We start from the raw sequence: 17,892 nt of genomic DNA on the forward strand, positions 1-17,892 counted from the left end.
TTGGACCGGGGGTTTCGCGGCGTCCGGGCGCGTCACTGTGGAACGCCTCACGTCACCGCCCGAACGGCCGTCCGCCACGGAATCCGCATACCGTTCCAGCCACCCCGGCCGCCCCGTAGAGCGCACCGGCGCACGACGACCCGCACGGCGCACGACGACCCGGTGCACTACCCGCCGCCCACCTGGGTACAAGGGGAGTGCCCGGCCCGGGGCCGGGTGCCCGCGCCGTCCGGCCGTCCCCGCGACGACCGGCGCGCGGCCGCCGGGACCGTCCGTCCCGCTCCGGCACGGCCGGCGGCGACGGCCACGACGACTGCATGGGGGAATCCGATGGCGACACCGCTCACCGCGTCCGGCCTGCTCAAGGCGTTGCGCGACGAGGGGCTGACCGTCCACGAGGTACGCGACTGGCGTACCCACAACCGCAACGCCCAGGGCGCCTGGGGCCCGCTGAACGGCGTGATGATCCACCACACCGCCACCAAGGGCACCGACGACTCCGTGGCGCTCTGCTACGAGGGCCGCTCCGACCTGCCCGGACCGCTCTGCCACGGAGTGATCGACAAGAAGGGCGAGATCCACCTCGTCGGCAACGGCCGCGCCAACCATGCCGGGTTGGGCGACGGCGACGTCCTGCGCGCCGTCGTCGCCGAGGAGAAGCCGCCGCGCGACAACGAGAGCGACACCGACGGCAATCCGCACTTCTACGGCTTCGAATGCATCAACCTCGGCGACGGCGACGACCCGTGGCCCGAGGCCCAACTCCAGGCGATCGTCCGCGCGTCGGCGGCGCTCTGCCGCGCCCACGGCTGGGGCGAGCGCTCCGTCATCGGCCATCTGGAGTGGCAGCCGGGCAAGGTCGACCCGCGCGGCTTCACCATGGACGCGCTGCGCGCCCGTATCCGCGCCCGGTTGGCCGGACCGGCCGGCGCCGGGGAGACGGAGGGCGGCGGAACGGACGGCGGCGGGGACGCCCCCGCGGCCCACGAGCCGTTCCCCGGGCGGGACTTCTTCCGCTCCGGCACCCGCAGCGCGGTGATCACGGCGATGGGCGAACGCCTGGTCGCGGAGGACTGCGGCCGCTACCGCCAGGGCCCGGGCCCCGAGTGGACCGACGCGGACCGCGAGTCGTACGCCGCCTGGCAGCGGAAGCTCGGCTTCTCCGGCGACGACGCGGACGGCATCCCCGGCCGGGTGAGCTGGGACCGCCTGAAGGTCCCCGCGTCCTAGCACGCCGCCACGGACGGGCGCGGCACGGAGCCGCGGCGGTGCGGCGGTGCGGTGTCACGGGCGTACGGTGCGCAACCGCGGTGTCGCGGGCGTACGCATCGGCCCGATCACCCGCACCGCCGCGGGCCGGGGCACACGCCCGGGCCGGGCCTGTACGCGAGCGGGGCTCCGGACGTACGCCAAAGGTTCCGGACGTGCCTGCGGGGCCGGGCCGCCGCCGACGGCCCGGCCCCGCAGGCAGCCGGAAGACATGACGAAGCCGGGTGGCCCTCCCCCACAGAGGGCCACCCGGCTGTTCATGGTGCGACGTCACCCGCGCAGGGGGTGCGTCGCGGAGTTACCTCCGTCAGACGGTCTGGGCCGGGAGCGCCGGGACGGAGGGAACGCTGTCACCGGCCGGGATGCCGGGGAGCGCCGGAATCGAGGGCACGGTGTGACCGACCGGGATGCCCGGGAGCGCCGGGATCGCGGGCACGGTCTCACCGGCCGGGATGCCCGGGAGCGCCGGGACCGAGGGCACGGTCTCACCGGCCGGGATGCCCGGGAGCGCCGGGATCGCGGGCACGGTCTCACCGGCCGGGATGCCCGGGACGGCAGGCACGGACGGGACGGCGGGGACGGCGGGGACGGCGGGGACGGACGGCACACCGGCCGGGAGGGCCGGGATGGCGGCCGGGTCGGTCAGGCCGGCGGGCACGGTGCCGGCGGGCAGCAGCGTCACGACGACGCTCTGCACGGCGGCCGGGGTCACCCCGTTGACGGTGCCCTTGGTGACCGGGAGGACGAGGGCGAGCGCGCCCTTGACGAGGGAGCCGGTGGCACCGTGCGCGGGCTTACCGGGGATCGCCGGGACGGACGGCACCGTCGAGTGGGCCGGGAGCGCGGGGATCGACGGGACCGAGGGAACGGCCGGGGTCGTGGGCAGCGCCGGGACGGACGGAACCGGGTCGGTCAGGTTCGTGAGCTGGGTCAGGTCGGTGAGCTTCGTCAGCTTGCCCAGGTCGGTCAGCTCGGTGGCCTTGGTCAGCTTCGTGACCTTGGTGAGCTTCTCCAGCTTCGTCAGGCCGGTCAGCTCGGCGCCGGGAACCGCGCGGTTCAGGTCCTCCTGGAGGCGCCCGTACTGGTCACCCTTGGCGATCGTGGTGTGGATGCCGCCCAGGGAGTTGAGGACCGGGCCCAGACCGTCGGTGGCGGGCAGGGCGTCGGTGGCGGGCAGCGCCGGGACCTCGGGAACGCCCGGCAGGTCGGCCAGGTCGGTCAGGTCCGAGGCGGCCGGGACGCCGTGCTGCAGCGGGATCGAACGCGTCGTCTTCTTGGCCGCCTTGGAGAGACCGGCCGGGACGCGGGGCTGCGCCGGAATGACGTGCGGGGTCTTCTTCGCCGCGTCCGACAGACCGGCCGGCAGGCCCTTCTCGGCGGGGAGGGCGGGAACGGTGTCGGTCACCTTCTTGCCCGCGTCGGACAGCGAGCCGACGGCGGGAAGGTCCGAAGTGCCGGGCAGTTCGGCGGCGTTGGCGGCAACGGTGCCGAGGGCCCACAGCCCGGTGGCGGTGGCGGCGACGGCGATGGAACGGCGGATGGCGATACGCATGGGAAGGGATCCTTCGAATTCAGGGGAGTGAACGGGCAGACCTGTGCCGCCCCCGCGCGGCAGGTCACAAGGGACGCGGAACGGTCCGCCCTACCCGGGGAATTCGAGGATGTCGTGGGGCCGGTGACGCGTCGGCGCGCCCTCGGTCCGGTGCGCACCGCCGGGCATCCGCCCGGTGTACGCGGCCTCCGCCACGTATGCGGCGTGCTGATGATCACCGCGGGGCCCGTGGCCGTCGCCGGTGGTCGGCGAGGCGGGGGTGAACGTCACCCCGGGGAGCGGCGCCGACGCACCGTCCCGGCCCGGCACACCCGGCGCACGAGAGGCGTCACGCGCCCCCTCGCCACCTCGTGCCCGCTTCCCGCCGTCCTGCGGCAGGTTCGCCTTCTTCGCAGGTCCGACGCGGTGCGCTGGGCTCTGCGGAGTGCCGTGCGGAGCGCCACCGTGCTGCGGCCGGCCACCGTCCCCGGGGTGCCCCGGGTGCGTTCCGGACGGCAGCGGCAGCGTGGCGCCCACCGTGTCACCCAGCCGCCGTACGAGACCGGTCACCGGGTCGATGACGGCGCGCTCGGCGGTGGGCCGTACGGCGTCGGCGAGGTCACCGGCCGCGGCCCGTGCCCGGCGTTCGGTCGCCGCGCCCGCCCGGGATCCTTCCCGCGTGACCGCGGTTGCGGAGTCCTCCGGACGGTCCGGCGACGCGGTCCGGGTGGCGGCCCGGACCGGTGCCGCCGCCTCGGCCGTGGCCTCGGCGGGCGAGGCCGTCGCGCGATCCACGGGCACGGCCCGGACCTGCGGTGACGGCTGGTCCGACGGCTGATCCCCGGTCGGCGCGACGGCGTTGGCCGGGGAGAGCTTCCCCGGCAGCCGCGCCGTGCGGCCGTCCGCGTGGGCGCCGGGGCCGAAGGCGAAGCCGAGGGCCACGAAACCCACCAGGAAGAGCCCCGCCAGCAGCGCACGCCGCACGGCCACGGTGCGCGGCAGGCGCACGGCGGCAGACACGGCGAACACAGCGGACAACGGAGGGGACCTTCCCAGAAGGACGGGGACACCGGGCACAGGCCACGGCGTCACTCTCGTCACGGGTGATCAAGCGATGTCCCGATCCTTGCACGAGAGGCCAGGGCGCCCGCAAGTCCCCTCGGCGCTCCTGTCACGTTCCTCCGCCATGTCCGGTATGACGTACGAACGGGTTTCGATTTACCGGGGGATGGAGGCCGAACACGGGGCGACCGGAGGGCGGGGCGAGGCAGGCGAGACGCCTGGCCGGGGCCCCTCTTGGTCTTCCTCGGAGGTCTACGCGCGTTCCTTGTGCACGTGCGTCGCGCGGGCCCCTGGTACGGCCCATGGATCGGCAGGTTCATGACAGATCGTCAAGTGCGTTCGGGGTACGCGAACCACGGCCAGGGCCGGGCGGACGCACAGGCCGGAAGGGAGCGGGAGGTACGGGGCCGGGGCCCTGCCGAGGACCGGATCGCGGCGAGGTCGCATCACCATATCCAGCTGCACATACGTGAGTTGAAGCGCTCAAGACCCCCGCCACCGGAGCCGGAAACGCCGAGGCCGGATGATCCTCCCCCACAGAGGACCACCCGGCGGTTTCGGGGCGTCGGCGCGTCAGTCACGCCGACGGGAGTGCGGCGGGGTGCCGCCGCCGTACCGGTTCGGTACGTCAGCCGACGGGCAGGCAGACGACGCGGCCACCGTCGGTGTGGATGCAGCGAACCTCACGGGGGAGGTCGCCCTTCTCGGCCGGGATACGGGGGATGATCTCACCCTCGTCGCCGGACGGGAGCGACGCCTGCTTGACGGAGTAACCGGTCGGGCGCTCCGGGTCCACGCGGCAGATCTCGCCGGGCCCGGGGTCGCAGTCGTCGGACGGCGGCAGGACCACGCGGCCACCGTCCTCGGCCGCGGAGAAGATCTGGCTGCCGATCTTGTCGGTGCCCTGCCAGTCATCGGCCTGGGCGGCGGTAGCGCCGAAGGCGAGCAGGCCGGCTGCGGCGGCGGCCACGGCCAGGGAACGGCGAACGGGATGACGCATGGTGACGATCCTTCGCTTCTGGAATTGACGGACTGACCTGCCCCGCCCCGCTCGGCAGAGCCCGGCGCCGACGGTGCAGGCGCACAACCGGGCTTCTCCGACGCCCCGTTGATGGCGGGAGCCGGCCGATCCGGGCGTGCGGGGTGCGGGTGTGCCGCGCCCGCCGCGCCGCTCTCCCCGGACACCGCGCGTGCGCGGACAGGGCGTACGGGTACGGCGGAAACGGTGAGTGCTTCGCGGGAGGACGGGAACGGTCACAGCCCGCGGGCCGTGGTGCCGCTCACGTCGTGGGCGATACGGCGACCTTGCCCGGAGCGGCGGCCGGGCCGCAAGGTCCGCCCGTACGACCCGTCAGCGTTGCTCCGGTATGTCGGCTATGGATAGGGGTCGCTTTTCGATTGCTGCGGCCATGACATCCGGGAATCGGTCCGGCGTACAGGCGAACGCCGGTACACCCAGGGCCGCCAGAGCCGCGGCGTGCTCCCGGTCGTAGGCGGGCGCGCCCTCGTCGGACAGGGCGAGCAGGCAGACGAACTGCACCCCCGCCGCCTTCATCGCGGCGACCCGCCCGATCATTCCGTCGCGGATCCCGCCCTCGTAGAGGTCGCTGATGAGGACGACGATGGTGTCGGCGGGGCGGGTGATGCGGGACTGGCAGTAGGCGAGCGCGCGGTTGATGTCCGTGCCGCCGCCGAGCTGTGTGCCGAAGAGGACGTCCACCGGGTCGTCGATCCGGTCGGTGAGGTCGACGACGGAGGTGTCGAAGACGACCAGCCGGGTGTCGAGGGTCCGCATCGAGGCGAGGACCGCGCCGAACACCGAGGCATGGACGACGGACGCGGCCATGGACCCGGACTGATCGAGGCAGAGCACCACCTCCTTCCGCACGGAGCGCGCGGCACGCCCGTACCCGATCAGCCGCTCGGGGACGACCGTGCGGTGCTCGGGCAGGTAGTTCTTGAGGTTCGCGCGCAGGGTGCGGCCCCAGTCGATGTCGCGGTGGCGGGGGCGGGCGGTGCGGGCCGAGCGATCCAGCGCGCCGGTGAGGGTGGCGCGGGTCCGTGCCGCCAGCCGTCGCTCCAGCTCCGCGACGACCTTCCGGACCACGGCCCGTGCGCTCTCCCGGGTCGTCTCGGGCAGGGCTTTGCCGAGCGTCAGCAGGGTGCCGACCAGGTGGACGTCCGCCTCCACCGCCTCCAGCATCTCCGGCTCCAGCAACAGTGCGGCCAGGCCGAGCCGGTCGATGGCGTCCCGCTGCATGAGCTGGACGACCGGGGTAGGGAAGTATCTGCGGATGTCGCCGAGCCAGCGCGCCACACCGGGTGCGGACGCGCCGAGCCCGGCGGTGCGCCGCCCCCCGGTGCCCCGTCCGGCGCTGTCCCGACCGGCGCCGCCCCGGCCGTAGAGGGCGGCGAGCGCCTCGTCCATCGCCCGGTCCTGACCGCGCAGTTCGCGTCCGGTGCCGTCCGCCTCTCCCCCGCCGAGCACCAGCCGCCAGCGCCGCAGCCGCTCGTCCGCCGGTACAGAGGGAGCGAGGGCGGCGGGCTCGGGTGCGGTGGGGCAGGTGGTCGCGGCGCCCGGGTCGGTACGGTCGGTGGCGTTCAACAGGCCCTCCCCAAAGGGTCGTCGGCGTACGAGGCGGAGTCGAGCAGCAGGTGGAGGACGGGCAGGACGGCGGCGGCGCGGTCACGGTCGAGCCCGGGGCCGAAGCCCGGTACCGGTACGGCGTCGTCCGGGCCCGCGCCGGGCCCCGGCGCCCGTGGCGCGAGGGCGGCGGGGCCCCGGCGTATCAGCTCGCCGAGGGCCCGGCGGACCCCGGGCCCGTACCCGGCGAACGTCCGGCGCAGCAACGGCAGGACGTCCGTGAACGCCTCGGGCGGCACCCCCGTCAGCCAGCCGTCGACGAGGGCGAGCAGCCGCTCGTCGTGGACCAGCAACATGCCGTCGCCGTCCCCGCCGCCGGCGAAGCCCTCGATCCATCCGGCGGCGTCCGCGGGCGGGGCGGCGGGTGACAGGGCGAGCCCCATCAGCCGCTCCACATCCTCGTCACCGAGCCGCCCGTCATCCCGCAACAGCCGCGCCGCCCGCCCCCGGAGCAGCCCCGGCACCCGCTCCCGCCCGGCGACCGCACGCAGCGCCCGCGCCCAGCGGTCACCGGGGGTCACGTCGGAGGTGGCGGGCCCGGGGGTGGCCGGGGGTGGCTCGGTGGTGGGTGGGTCTGGGGTGGGTGCGTCTGTGGTGGGTGCGAGGGCGGTGAGGGATGCGGTCACGTTGACGTGCTGGGTGGGGCCTGAACTCGCCGTGATTTCAGTACTTTCGGCCGACTCGCCCGCACCGGCACGTTCGGAGGAAACGGAACTCACGCTGGCATCAAGACCATTGGCCGATTCGGCCAAACCCGCGCACTCGGGGGTCTCTGCGAGCCTGGTGCCCTCGGTGGCTCCGCTCTCGGCGGATTCGGTGGCTTCGGTGGCCCTGGCCCTCTCGGTGTCCGCGTCGGCTCCGGTGACCCCGGCCACCTCGGCGGATTCGGGGGCTCCGGCTCCCCCGGTGGCCTCCGGGCGGCTCAGCAGGGTGACCGCCCGGTGGGTGGCGTCGAGATGGCCGCGCATCTCGGTGGCGGCGTCCGCGTCGAGGCCGGCGCAGGCGGGCGGCAGTCCGACGAAGACGCGCTCGGCCAGTCCGGCGGCCACCTCGCGCAGCGCCGCGCCGTCCGTGCCGCGCACATCGCCGTAGCGGACGGCCCGGACGAGGGCGGGAAGCGCCTGGGCGAGCCGTCCGACGTCGGTGTCCAGCGCGGCGCGGTCCGCCAGGACGCGCATGACCTGCGGCAGGGCAGCGGAAAGCCCGGCGAGCAGACAGCTCTCGACGACGGCGGTGACCTCGGCGAGCACGGTGGCGGCGCTCGCGTCCGCCTCGGCCTTGGCGGTGGCCGCGGAGCGCACGGTCGTCCCCCAGATCCCGGCCTCGGCGACCTTCACCGACAACTCGGGCTCCCAGCGCAGCCGCCAGGTCTCACGGAACGTACCGGTGGTGGTGCGCGACCGGACCGGCTCGCCCCAAGGGATGCCGAGGAGGCGCAGCCGGTGCAGCAGGCGGCTGCGTCCGGCGTCCGTCTCCTTGCGCAGATCCAGCTCCAGTTCGCGCTCGGCGGCCTCCGGCTTGAGGCGCAGGGTGCGGGCGGTGCGGGTCAGATCGCGTTGCAGGGGGACGGCGGGTGCGTCGTCGGGCACCTCGCCGAGGGCGTCCCCGACCACGAGCCGGTCGTGGATCAGGGCGGCCGGGACGTCGGAGCCGTCGCCCATCACGGCGCGGATCGCGTCGGTGGTCTCGGCGAGCCCCGGGAGCGGCCTGCCGCGGACCGCGGCGAGCCCTTGGGCGAGGCGTACGGCCTCGATGACGTATGCCGGGGAGACGGCGTAGTCCTCCTCCCGGAGCAGCCCGGCGGCCCGGGTCAGCCAGCGTTCGACGGGCCGGTCGGGCGCCCGGAAGAGGTGGCCGTACCAGCCGGGGGAGGCGATACCGGCGCCGTACCCGCTGTACCGGGAGAGGCGGCGGTGGGTCCAGGGCACCCAGGTCAGCTCGGTCTTGACCTTGGGCAGGCCGGTCAGGAGACGGCGGTCGGCGGCCACCGTCGTGCGGCGGGTCAGCGCCGGGACGTGCCAGGCGCCGCAGACCACGGCGACGCGGTCCCCGAACTCCCGCCGGGCGGCCCGGATCCGCAGCCGCATATGGGCCTCGCGGACCGGGTCGTCGGACCGCCCGCCGTCGCCGTACGTCTCGCGCAGAGCGGACATCGCCTCGGCGACGGCGGCGAACGGGGCCAGGGCATCCGTCTCCCCGGCTCCGCCCCCGGTGCGGTGCTCGACGACGTCCTCCCACCACGCCTCGGCATCGTCGTATCCGGCGGCCCGGGCGAGCGCGCCCAGCGGATCGGTCCGGAGCGCGGCGTCCGCCGTCCCCGGTGCGGCTTCATCGCCGGCGCTCTCCTCACCCGGGAGGCCGGGTGCGGTCGCCGCGTCCGGGGTGCCGTCCGGGGTGCCGTCCGGACCCGGCGCGGCGTCCCGGGTTTCTGCGATGTCCGGGGGTCCGCCCCGGTGGGGGCCGTCCGGCGCCCGTCCGGCACCGGTGTCCGGCCGGGCCTCGCCGCCCCGCTCCGGTGCGGGCCCGGGTGCGGGCTCCGGCATGGCCAGGGAGTGGGCGGCCGGGAGGTCGATGAAGCGGACCGGCACCCCCCGCTCCAGGGCCCAGCGCAACGCCACCCACTCCGGGGAGAACTCCGCCAGCGGCCAGAACGCCGACCGTCCCGGTGCGTCCCGGACATGGGCGAGCAGGGCCACCGGCGGACGCATACCGGGATGCCCGGCGAGCGGTACCAGGGCGTCCGCCTCCGGGGGCCCCTCGATGAGCACCGCGCGCGGCGCGGTCCGCTCCAGGGCGGCGCGCACCGCCCGCGCCGAGCCGGGGCCGTGGTGCCGCACCCCGAGCAGCACCGGCTCCGTGGCTCCGGCGGCACCGGAGCCGCGCCCGCCGGCGGGCCCGCTCATCTCACCGGGCGTGTCCGCTCCGTGTGGCCCGCTCATACCGTCACCTCCCGGCAGGCGCGGTAGAAGTCCTTCCAGCCGTCCCGCTCGCGGACGACCGTCTCCAGGTACTCCTGCCAGACGACGCGGTCCGCGGCCGGATCGCGGACGACGGCGCCCAGGAGCCCCGCGGCCACGTCGCCGGGGCGCAGCACACCGTCCCCGAAGTGGGCCGCCAGCGCCAGGCCGTTGGTCACCACGGAGATCGCCTCGGCCGTGGACAGCGTCCCGGAGGGGGACTTGACCTTCGTACGGCCGTCCGCGGTCACACCGCCGCGCAGCTCCCGGAAGACGGTGACGACCCGCCGGATCTCGTCCAGCCCCTCGGGGACGGCCGGCAGGTCCAGGGAGCGGCCGAGCTGTCCGACCCGGCGGGAGACGATCTCCACCTCGGCCTCGGGGGTGGCGGGCAGTGGCAGGACGACGGTGTTGAAGCGGCGGCGCAGGGCACTGGAGAGGTCGTTGACCCCACGGTCGTGGTCGTTGGCCGTGGCGATGAGGTTGAAGCCCCGGACCGCCTGCACCTCCTCGCCCAATTCCGGGATGGGCAGCGTCTTCTCGGACAGGATGGTGATCAGGGTGTCCTGGACATCGGCCGGGATACGGGTCAGCTCCTCGACGCGGGCGGTCGCCCCCCGCGCCATCGCCCGCATCACCGGACCGGGCACCAGCGCCTCCCGCCCGGGGCCCTCGGCGAGGAGGCGGGCGTAGTTCCAGCCGTAGCGCATCGCCTCCTCGGGGGTGCCGGCGGTGCCCTGGACGAGCAGGGTGGAATCGCCGCTGACCGCGGCGGCCAGATGCTCCGACACCCAGGTCTTCGCCGTCCCCGGCACCCCCAGCAGGAGCAGTGCGCGGTCCGTGGCCAGCGTCGTCACGGCCACCTCCACGATACGGCGCGGGCCGACGTACTTCGGTGTGACGACCGTGCCGTCGGGCAGCGTGCCGCCGAGGAGATACGTCGCCACCGCCCACGGCGACAGACGCCAGCGCTCCGGCCGCGGGCGGTCGTCGGCGGCGGCCAGCGCGGCGAGTTCGTCGGCGAAGGTCTCCTCCGCGTGCGGCCGCAGCACCTCTCCCCCGCCGTCCGCCGCACGCCCGGCGGCCCGCTCACGCGGCGCCGCGCGCACCCCGCCGGTCGCTTCCGGCGTCGCTTGCTCCGCCGCTGCTTCCGCCGTCTTCCACCCGTCCGCGGACATGACTCCCCCTCATCGAACGAACTGCCACCGACGCCCGGCAGGCCGTCGGCCGCTTGCTGGATCCCACTCTGCACCCGACCACTGACAACGCCCTCGAAACCGCACTTGACCTGCGGTTTCCCCATGCCGTCCGGCCGATTGTCAGTGGTGGGCCGTAGCGTCGGTGACATGAATCAGCAGGGGGAACGCTGGACGGCGGAGCAGGTGCTCGCGCTCGCGCCTGACACGTCATCACGCAAGGCGGGCGGCAGGCTCGCCCGGCCCGGCCCGTGGTCGGGCGCGGGCACCGGCGACGACGCGGTGTGGGGCCTGTGCGAGGGCAGCGGCTCGGCGCCGTACCGAGCCGTCGTGGACCTCACCGGCCCGGCGTACAGATGCGGTTGCCCGAGCCGTAAGTTCCCGTGCAAGCACGCGCTGGGGCTGCTGCTGCTCTGGTCCGGCGGGAGCGAGTCGGTCCCCGCCGGTACGCCTCCCCCCTGGGCGGAGGAGTGGCTGGCAGGCCGCCGGGAGCGGTCCGACCGCCGGGCGGCCGCACCCCCTGACGGCGAAAGGCCGCCGCCCGCGTCCGACGGCGCGGAGTCCGCGGCCCGGCGCGCGGCGCGGCGGACGGCCCGGATCGCCGCGGGCGCGACGGAGTTGGAGCAGCGCCTGGAGGATTTGCTGCACACGGGGCTCGCCGCCGCGGAGGGCGCAGGCCACGCCTCCTGGGAGGAGACCGCCGCCCGCATGGTGGACGCCCAGGCCCCCGGACTCGCCACTCTTGTCCGGGAGTTGGGCACCCTGCCCTCCTCGGGCGGCGACTGGCCGTCGCGACTCCTGGAGGAGTGCGCGCTGCTCCACCTCCTCGACCAGGGCTTTCTCGCCGTCGAGCGGCTGCCGCCGCCGCTCGCCGCGACGGTACGGGCCCGTGTGGGCCTGACGACGGGCACCGCTGAGCTGCTGACCGGCCCCGAGGCGGCGCCGGTGCGGGACCGCTGGCTGGTGCTCTCCCAACAGGACACCGAGGAGGGCCGGTTGACCGCCCGGCGCATCCACCTGCGGGGCGAGCGGACCGGCCGGATGGCGCTCCACCTCTCCTTCTCCGGCGGCGGCCGCCCCTTGGAGCCGACACTCCCACCCGGCCTGCTGCTCGACGCCGACCTCGCCTTCCACCCGGGGGCCCGGCCCCTGCGCGCCGCCCTGGGCGAACGCCACGCGCCACCGGTCCCCGGGCCGGTGCCGTCGGGGTGCGGCGTCGACGCGGCACCGTGCGCGTACGGCGAGGCGCTCCGCGACGATCCCTGGCTGGACTCCTGGCCGGTGGTGCTCGCAGACGTCATACCGATCCCCGCGGACGGCGGTCCGGAGTGGCAACTTGCCGACGCGGACGGCGAATCCGCGCTGCCGCTGGACCCGCGCGGCCTGCGCCGGCCGGGCCTGTGGCGGCTGGCCGCGATATCCGGCGGCCGCCCCGTCACGGTCTTCGGCACCTGCGGCCACCGCGGTTTCCTCCCCCTGACCACCTGGGACCCGACCCCGGTCTCCCTATGACCGGAAGGGCGCCCCGGGGCGGGCTACAGGGAGGGCCGCAGCCGGGCCACCCGGAGCAGACACCTCGTGCACGGGGCGGCCCCGGACGGGTGGCCTGGGAGCCTGCAGTGCCCTGCGCCCAGGGTTTCCTGCACTCGGATGGTCCCGGGCGGAGGGCTCGCGAACCGGAGCGTCGTAGGCCGGGAGGCCCCGGGCGGGTGGCCTGAAAGCCTGAAACGCCCTGCCCCAGAGGTTCCCGGGCTCGGATGGTCCCGGGCGGAGGGCTCGCGAGCCGGAGCCTCGTAGGCCGGGCCTTCCTGAGCCCAGGCGGCCCGACCTGGGGCTTCCGAGCCCGGATGCCTCTGAGCCGGGGCCTCGCGCCCCGAGTCCGCCCCGCCCCGAGCCCCCGCAAGCCCGATCCACCCGGCCGCACCGTCCCGAGCAGTACGAGCCCGAGGCGACCTGAGCACCAGACGCCCTCGTACTCCCAACCTCCTGAATCCGCCTGCCCCGTACATCAGGCAGCCCCCGCACCCGCGCGCCGCCAAGAACCCACCGGACAACCCCACCCGGCCCACCGCCCGCCGCTCTCCCGCCCCCTTCTCCCCAGCTCACCCACTCACCCCGCAGCTCCAGCCCCACGCCCTCACCCGACGACTCCTGGAGTACGGCATGACACCCACAGGCCCCAGCTCTTCGCCCGCCCTGAGCACCACCGGCCCCACCACCGGATCGAGGTCCCGAGGACTCCCACCGGAGCGAGGCGGCGCAGCCAGCGCCCTCGCCACCGGGGCAGGCACACCGCCACCGACCAGCAGCTTCGCCACCGTCCGGTCCGCCACTCCCCCGCCCCCGGCCGCCCCCTGGTCCGCCCTGGTGAGCGCGGCGCTGCTGGGGACGGAGCGGCGGACGCCGCCCGTGGCGGTGCGGCCCGGACGGAGTGCGGCCGCGGCGCTGCTGGACGCGGCGGCCGTCAGCACGGTGCGCCGCCGCGCCGCGCTGCGGCCCGCGCCCGCGGCCGACCGGCCCGCGCCCGCCCCGGACGATCCGCGGCCGGTGATACCGCCGGCCGCCCGCCGCCGTCTGGCACTGCTGCTCGCGGACCGTGGCGGCACGGGCGGCAGCAACCGCCGCGGCACCGCGCCCGACCTCACCGAGTTGCTGCCCCAGTGGCTGGCCGCCGCCGGGGCCCACGGCTACCGCGCCCCCGAGGCGCTGCTGCCCGCCCTGCTCGACGCCGCCCGCGCACGGACCGACCTACGTCCGGCGGCGCTGGCGCTGGCCGGTCCGCGGGCCCGCTGGCTGGCACGGCTGAACAGCGACTGGAAGTTCGCGCTCCGCGGCACCGGTGGCCCAGCGACGCCGGGCTCCGACGCCCCCGAGGCGGTGCGGCGCCTGTGGGACGAAGGGCTGTTCGCGGAGCGGGTGGCCCTGCTGGCCTCGGTTCGGCGGAGCGCGCCGGACGCCGGCCGGGAGCTGCTGGCCGGCAGTTGGGCGACGGAGCACGCCGAGGACCGGCTGCTGTTCCTCGACACCCTGCGCGAAGGCCTGTCGCCCGCCGACGAGCCCTTCCTGGAACGGGCGTTGTCCGACCGCAGCCGCACCGTCCGCGCCACCGCCGCCGAACTCCTCTCCACGCTCCCGGCGTCCGCGTTCGCCACGCGGATGGCGGCCCGCGCCCACGCCTGCGTCGTCCTCTCCCCCGGAGCGGTCCCCCGCGCGGCCCGCCACGGACAGGCAGGCCCGGTGCTCGTCGTGACGCCGCCGGGCAACTGCGACGAAGACATGCGGCGCGACGGGGTGGCCGCCAAGGCCCCCGCGGGACGGGGTGAACGCGCCTGGTGGCTGGCGCAGTTGCTGGAGTCGGCGCCGCTCCACCGCTGGTCCGAGCGGTTCGGCGGACGTACACCGCAGGAGATCGCCGCTCTGCCGGTGGCGGACGGCTGGCGCACCGAACTGCACGACGCGTGGTGCCGCGCGGCGGTCCGGCAACGCGATGCCGCCTGGGCCCGGGCCCTGCTGGGAGCCCCCGGGGCGGCGCCGGAGGACCCCGAGGGCGCACCGTGCGGCTCGTCCCGCGACACGGCGAAACTGCTGACCGTCCTGCCACCGGAGGAACGCGCCTGCTGGGTGGCGGGGTTCATCGCGGCGCACGGTCTGGCCGACGCGTTCCGGATGCTGGGGGTCTGCGCGGTGCCGTGGTCCGAGCCGTTGGGCCGGGCGGTGGTCGACGCCCTGGACATCGCACGGGACGCGGGCAGCTATCCCTGGAGTTTCAGCGGCGTGATGGGCCTGGCCGAACGCTGCCTGGACCCGTCCGCCGCGGACCGGCTCGACATGCTGACCGCGGTCACCGACGAACCCGAGGGCGCGTCCCCGGGCTCCGGTGGCTACTGGTCCGAAGCGTTCCAGCGCCTCGTCGGCACCCTCCGCCTGCGCGCCACCATGCTCGCCGAACTCACCGACACCTCCGGCACCAGCAGCGACAACGCCGCTCCCGGCCACGCGCCCGGGAGCGCGATACCCGCCCCGGGCCCAGCCCCGGACTCCGCCGCCTCTCCCTCACCCCGGACGGAGTGACCCGATGTCCGAAGCCTCACGAACCCCCGCCCGGCGCCCCGGAGCGCCCCGCCGCCCACCACTGCCGGGGCACGGCGCCCCACCCGACGGCGCCCCACCCGACGGCGGCACGCCACCGGAACACGGCACGCCGCCCGGCAACGGCCCGCGCCCGGACCACGGCGTCCCATCCGGAAGCGGGCCGCCACCAGGACGCGAGCCCCCGGGGCCGCCCGCTCGCCCGGTTCCCTCAGGCCGACAGGGAGCGGACGTTCGCGGTCACCCACTCCACGATCGAGGTGGTCGTGGCGCCCGGGGTGAAGATCTCCGCGACGCCCTGTTCCTTCAGCGGTGCGATGTCCGCCTCCGGGATGATGCCGCCGCCGAAGACCTTGATGTCGTCCGCGTCGCGCTCCTTGAGCAGCGCGATCACCTTGGCGAAGAGGGTGTTGTGGGCGCCGGAGAGGATCGACAGTCCGATGGCGTCGGCGTCCTCCTGGATGGCCGTGTCGACGATCTGCTCCGGAGTCTGGTGCAGCCCGGTGTAGATGACCTCCATACCGGCGTCGCGGAGCGCCCGCGCGATGACCTTGGCGCCCCGGTCGTGCCCGTCCAGCCCCGGCTTGGCCACCACGACGCGGATCGGGCCCTGCGTACCGGCCGCGCCCCGGCCGTGCGCCTGCGCCTCGTCATGCCGTGCCACACCCATAACCGCCTCCAAGTCATGCACGGCACGTCGTGTGTGCCGCCGAGCCGACAACCGATCGTGCGACCGTCCGGTCCGGCGGCCACAGGTGAACGAACGTTATCCCCAGCATCGCGTACCCCGCGGCCCCGTGACATGCGGGGAGGGGGAAATCACACGGCGCACACCCCGCCCCGCCGCACCTCCCCGCCTCCGCGCCCCGCCCCGGACCACCTCCCGGGCCGGAACGCCCCCGACGGCGCCGGCCCCACCGGACCTCCCGCCAACAACCGCACCCGCACCGGAACATCCACCGGAATTCGCCCGATATTCATGGCGCCATTCGTCCGCGCCGTCCGCATTTCCGCTCACAGCGCCCCTTCCGGAACCGTCCGGCGCCGACAAAAGATCGATATCAAGCCATCCCTCGCCATTCCGTGGCGGGAATCCCCGCATTCGGCGGCGGCCCGGACGCCACGCCCGGCATCCACCGGACACGTCAAGGGAATTCCGGCCTCGCGGGCCCGTCCGGGGCGCGCCCCGCCGGGCGCCGCGTCCCCGTACCGACCGGACGGGGACGCCGCGAGCAGGCGGGGATGCCACCGAAAGGCGGCCAAATGCCCGGCCCGGGTCGCGCCGAAACCTGAGGAAGATTGTCGGCGTCGCGTACCGCCGGGTACAGTCGCCGCTAATTCTCCTGCTGCCGAGGCGAAAGAGAAGCTGGTGGTGAACGACCGTCACCCGTCGGAGGTTCCGCTCCCGACAGGCCCCGCTCCCGACGCCTCGTACGGGCACTCCCCCGCGTACGACACCTACGGGCAGCACTCCGCGGCCGGTTACCCCGGATACGACGCCGCCGATCCGCTCTTCGGTTCCCTGCCCGGCGGCTACGACACCGGGCAGTACCCCACGGCCGGTTACGGCACCGAGCCGTACGACGCCGCCTACGACACCGGCACCTACGCCGCGTCGTACGGCACCGGCACCCACGACACCGGGACCTACGCCACCGGCGCGTACGACACGGCCGGGTACGACACCGGTACGCACCACACCATGACGTACGGCACCGGCTACGGCCCGGACACGCAGGACGGCGCCTACGACCCGTACGCCCACACCGGCCACGAGACCCCCGGCGCCCACGCCTACGGTTATGACGACGGGTACGGCCAGGGCACCGGTGCCTACCCGACCGGTGCGCACACCACCTACGCCACCGGCGCCTACGACACGAGCGGGTTCGGCACGGAGACCGGCACCGGTGCGTACGGCTACGGCGACCCCCTCGGCAGCGGCTCCTTCGACGGGCAGGCCGCCGGGTACGACGACCGGACGGCGTACGGCACCGGCGGTTACGAGGCGGCGACCGCCACGATCGTGCAGCCGGCCGTCACCGAGGACGCCGGGCACGACGCGTCCGGGCACGACGCCACCGCCGTGTGGCCCGCGATCGACCAGGCGGCCACCGCGATCATCCCGGCCCAGGGCGGCCCCCCGGCCGAGGACGCCCTGCCGCACGAGCCCGCCGAACCGCCGCTCCCCGAGGCCGGATCCCCGGGGTCCGGTTCGGGTGCGCGTGCCGCCGCGGTCGCCGACGCGATGACCCAGGCGGTCCCCGTCGTCCCGTCCGGCCCCGCCGACGACGCCCCCGGTCACGGCCGGGCCACCGCCTCCGCGGTGCGGGGCCGGGGCCGCCGCCGGACGGCGAAGCGGTCCGCGCTGCTGACCATCGCGGTGCCCTCCGTCGCCGCCCTCGGCGTCTGCGCCGCAGCCGCGGCCACCGTCAGCAACTTCGGCGGCGACGAGAAGGACGAGGCGGCGCAGGCCGCGCCGGAGGCCGGAGGCGTCAAGCCGTCCGCGGCCAACAGCAAGCTCGACACCCAGCTCGCGGGGCTCAGCGCCGGCGCCGACGACTTCGCCAACCGGGCGAGCCGCACCCAGGAGCGCCTCGACCTCAAGGCCCGGCAGGCCGCAGAGAAGAAGCGCAAGGAGGAAGAGGCGCGGCGCAAGGAGGCCGCACGCCCGAAGTTCCTCCTGCCGGTCGCGCAGCACGGGCTGAGCGCCCTCTTCGGCCAGGCGGGCGTCAACTGGATGTCCGTCCACACCGGCATCGACTTCCCCGTGCAGTACGGCACGCCCGTCATGGCCGCGACCGACGGCACCGTCCGCACCCAGTGGAACTCCGCCTACGGCAACATGGCGATCGTGACGGCGCCCGACGGCACGGAGACGTGGTACTGCCACCTCAGCAGCACCAAGATCCGCTCCGGTTCGGTCAAGGCCGGGGACCAGATCGCGTACTCGGGCAGCTCCGGCAACTCCACCGGCCCGCATCTGCACTTCGAGGTGCGGCCGGGCGGCGGCTCGCCGATCAACCCGCTGCCGTGGCTGCAGAGCCACGGCCTCAACCCCAACTGACGCCCGGCGCCCGGCGGCTCGAGACCGGCGGGCGCCCGCGCGGCGGCCCGGCCCCTGAGGGCCGGGCCTTTTTCACG

Annotated in this window: 11 protein-coding genes; 4 read left to right on the plus strand and 7 right to left on the minus strand. The window is 75.3% G+C overall.

What is annotated here, in order from left to right; genetic code table 11:
• Positions 1-330: 330 nt before the first annotated feature.
• The gene (locus tag ACGH2B_RS09420) at positions 331-1,230 is read left to right on the plus strand and encodes a peptidoglycan-binding protein (RefSeq protein WP_399086956.1); all 900 of its coding nucleotides are present in this window, start codon (positions 331-333) and stop codon (positions 1,228-1,230) included.
• Positions 1,231-1,576: 346 nt separating this feature from the next.
• Here the strand turns inward: ACGH2B_RS09420 and ACGH2B_RS09425 are convergent, their stop codons facing one another.
• The 6 genes from ACGH2B_RS09425 to ACGH2B_RS09450 form a co-directional block, all read right to left on the minus strand.
• On the minus strand, positions 1,577-2,821 hold the full coding sequence (locus ACGH2B_RS09425; protein WP_399086958.1) for a hypothetical protein: 1,245 nt from the start codon (positions 2,819-2,821) through the stop codon (positions 1,577-1,579).
• Between the two features lie 90 nt (positions 2,822-2,911).
• Positions 2,912-3,820 (minus strand): hypothetical protein, encoded by a 909-nt coding sequence (locus tag ACGH2B_RS09430; RefSeq protein WP_399086960.1) that lies wholly within the window; start codon positions 3,818-3,820, stop codon positions 2,912-2,914.
• Between the two features lie 670 nt (positions 3,821-4,490).
• Complete coding sequence (locus ACGH2B_RS09435) at positions 4,491-4,862, minus strand: hypothetical protein (protein WP_399086962.1); 372 nt, start codon at positions 4,860-4,862, stop codon at positions 4,491-4,493.
• A gap of 351 nt (positions 4,863-5,213) precedes the next feature.
• The gene (locus tag ACGH2B_RS09440) at positions 5,214-6,467 is read right to left on the minus strand and encodes a VWA domain-containing protein (RefSeq protein WP_399086964.1); all 1,254 of its coding nucleotides are present in this window, start codon (positions 6,465-6,467) and stop codon (positions 5,214-5,216) included.
• A complete protein-coding gene (locus ACGH2B_RS09445; RefSeq protein WP_399096861.1) occupies positions 6,464-9,409 on the minus strand; it encodes a DUF5682 family protein in 2,946 nt (981 codons plus the stop codon). The genes ACGH2B_RS09440 and ACGH2B_RS09445 overlap by 4 nt, the downstream gene beginning before the upstream one ends.
• Before the next feature lie 32 nt (positions 9,410-9,441).
• Positions 9,442-10,641 (minus strand): AAA family ATPase, encoded by a 1,200-nt coding sequence (locus ACGH2B_RS09450; protein WP_399086966.1) that lies wholly within the window; start codon positions 10,639-10,641, stop codon positions 9,442-9,444.
• 168 nt (positions 10,642-10,809) lie between these two features.
• On the opposite strand from ACGH2B_RS09450, the gene ACGH2B_RS09455 reads away from it, so the two are divergent.
• Both ACGH2B_RS09455 and ACGH2B_RS09460 read left to right on the plus strand, forming a co-directional pair.
• Positions 10,810-12,171: an SWIM zinc finger family protein gene (locus ACGH2B_RS09455; RefSeq protein ID WP_399086968.1), complete on the plus strand. Its 1,362-nt coding sequence runs from the start codon at positions 10,810-10,812 to the stop codon at positions 12,169-12,171.
• 651 nt (positions 12,172-12,822) lie between these two features.
• Positions 12,823-14,730, plus strand: coding sequence for a DUF5691 domain-containing protein (locus ACGH2B_RS09460; RefSeq protein ID WP_399086970.1), 1,908 nt, complete (start codon positions 12,823-12,825; stop codon positions 14,728-14,730).
• Between the two features lie 229 nt (positions 14,731-14,959).
• Here the strand turns inward: ACGH2B_RS09460 and ACGH2B_RS09465 are convergent, their stop codons facing one another.
• A complete protein-coding gene (locus ACGH2B_RS09465; RefSeq protein ID WP_399086972.1) occupies positions 14,960-15,418 on the minus strand; it encodes a cobalamin B12-binding domain-containing protein in 459 nt (152 codons plus the stop codon).
• A 702-nt stretch (positions 15,419-16,120) separates the two neighbouring features.
• Here ACGH2B_RS09465 and ACGH2B_RS09470 point away from each other — a divergent pair.
• The gene (locus tag ACGH2B_RS09470; protein ID WP_399096864.1) at positions 16,121-17,815 is read left to right on the plus strand and encodes a peptidoglycan DD-metalloendopeptidase family protein; all 1,695 of its coding nucleotides are present in this window, start codon (positions 16,121-16,123) and stop codon (positions 17,813-17,815) included.
• Positions 17,816-17,892 lie beyond the last annotated feature (77 nt).

It is taken from the genome of Streptomyces sp. BBFR2 (assembly GCF_044497305.1).
Lineage (GTDB): Bacteria > Actinomycetota > Actinomycetes > Streptomycetales > Streptomycetaceae > Streptomyces.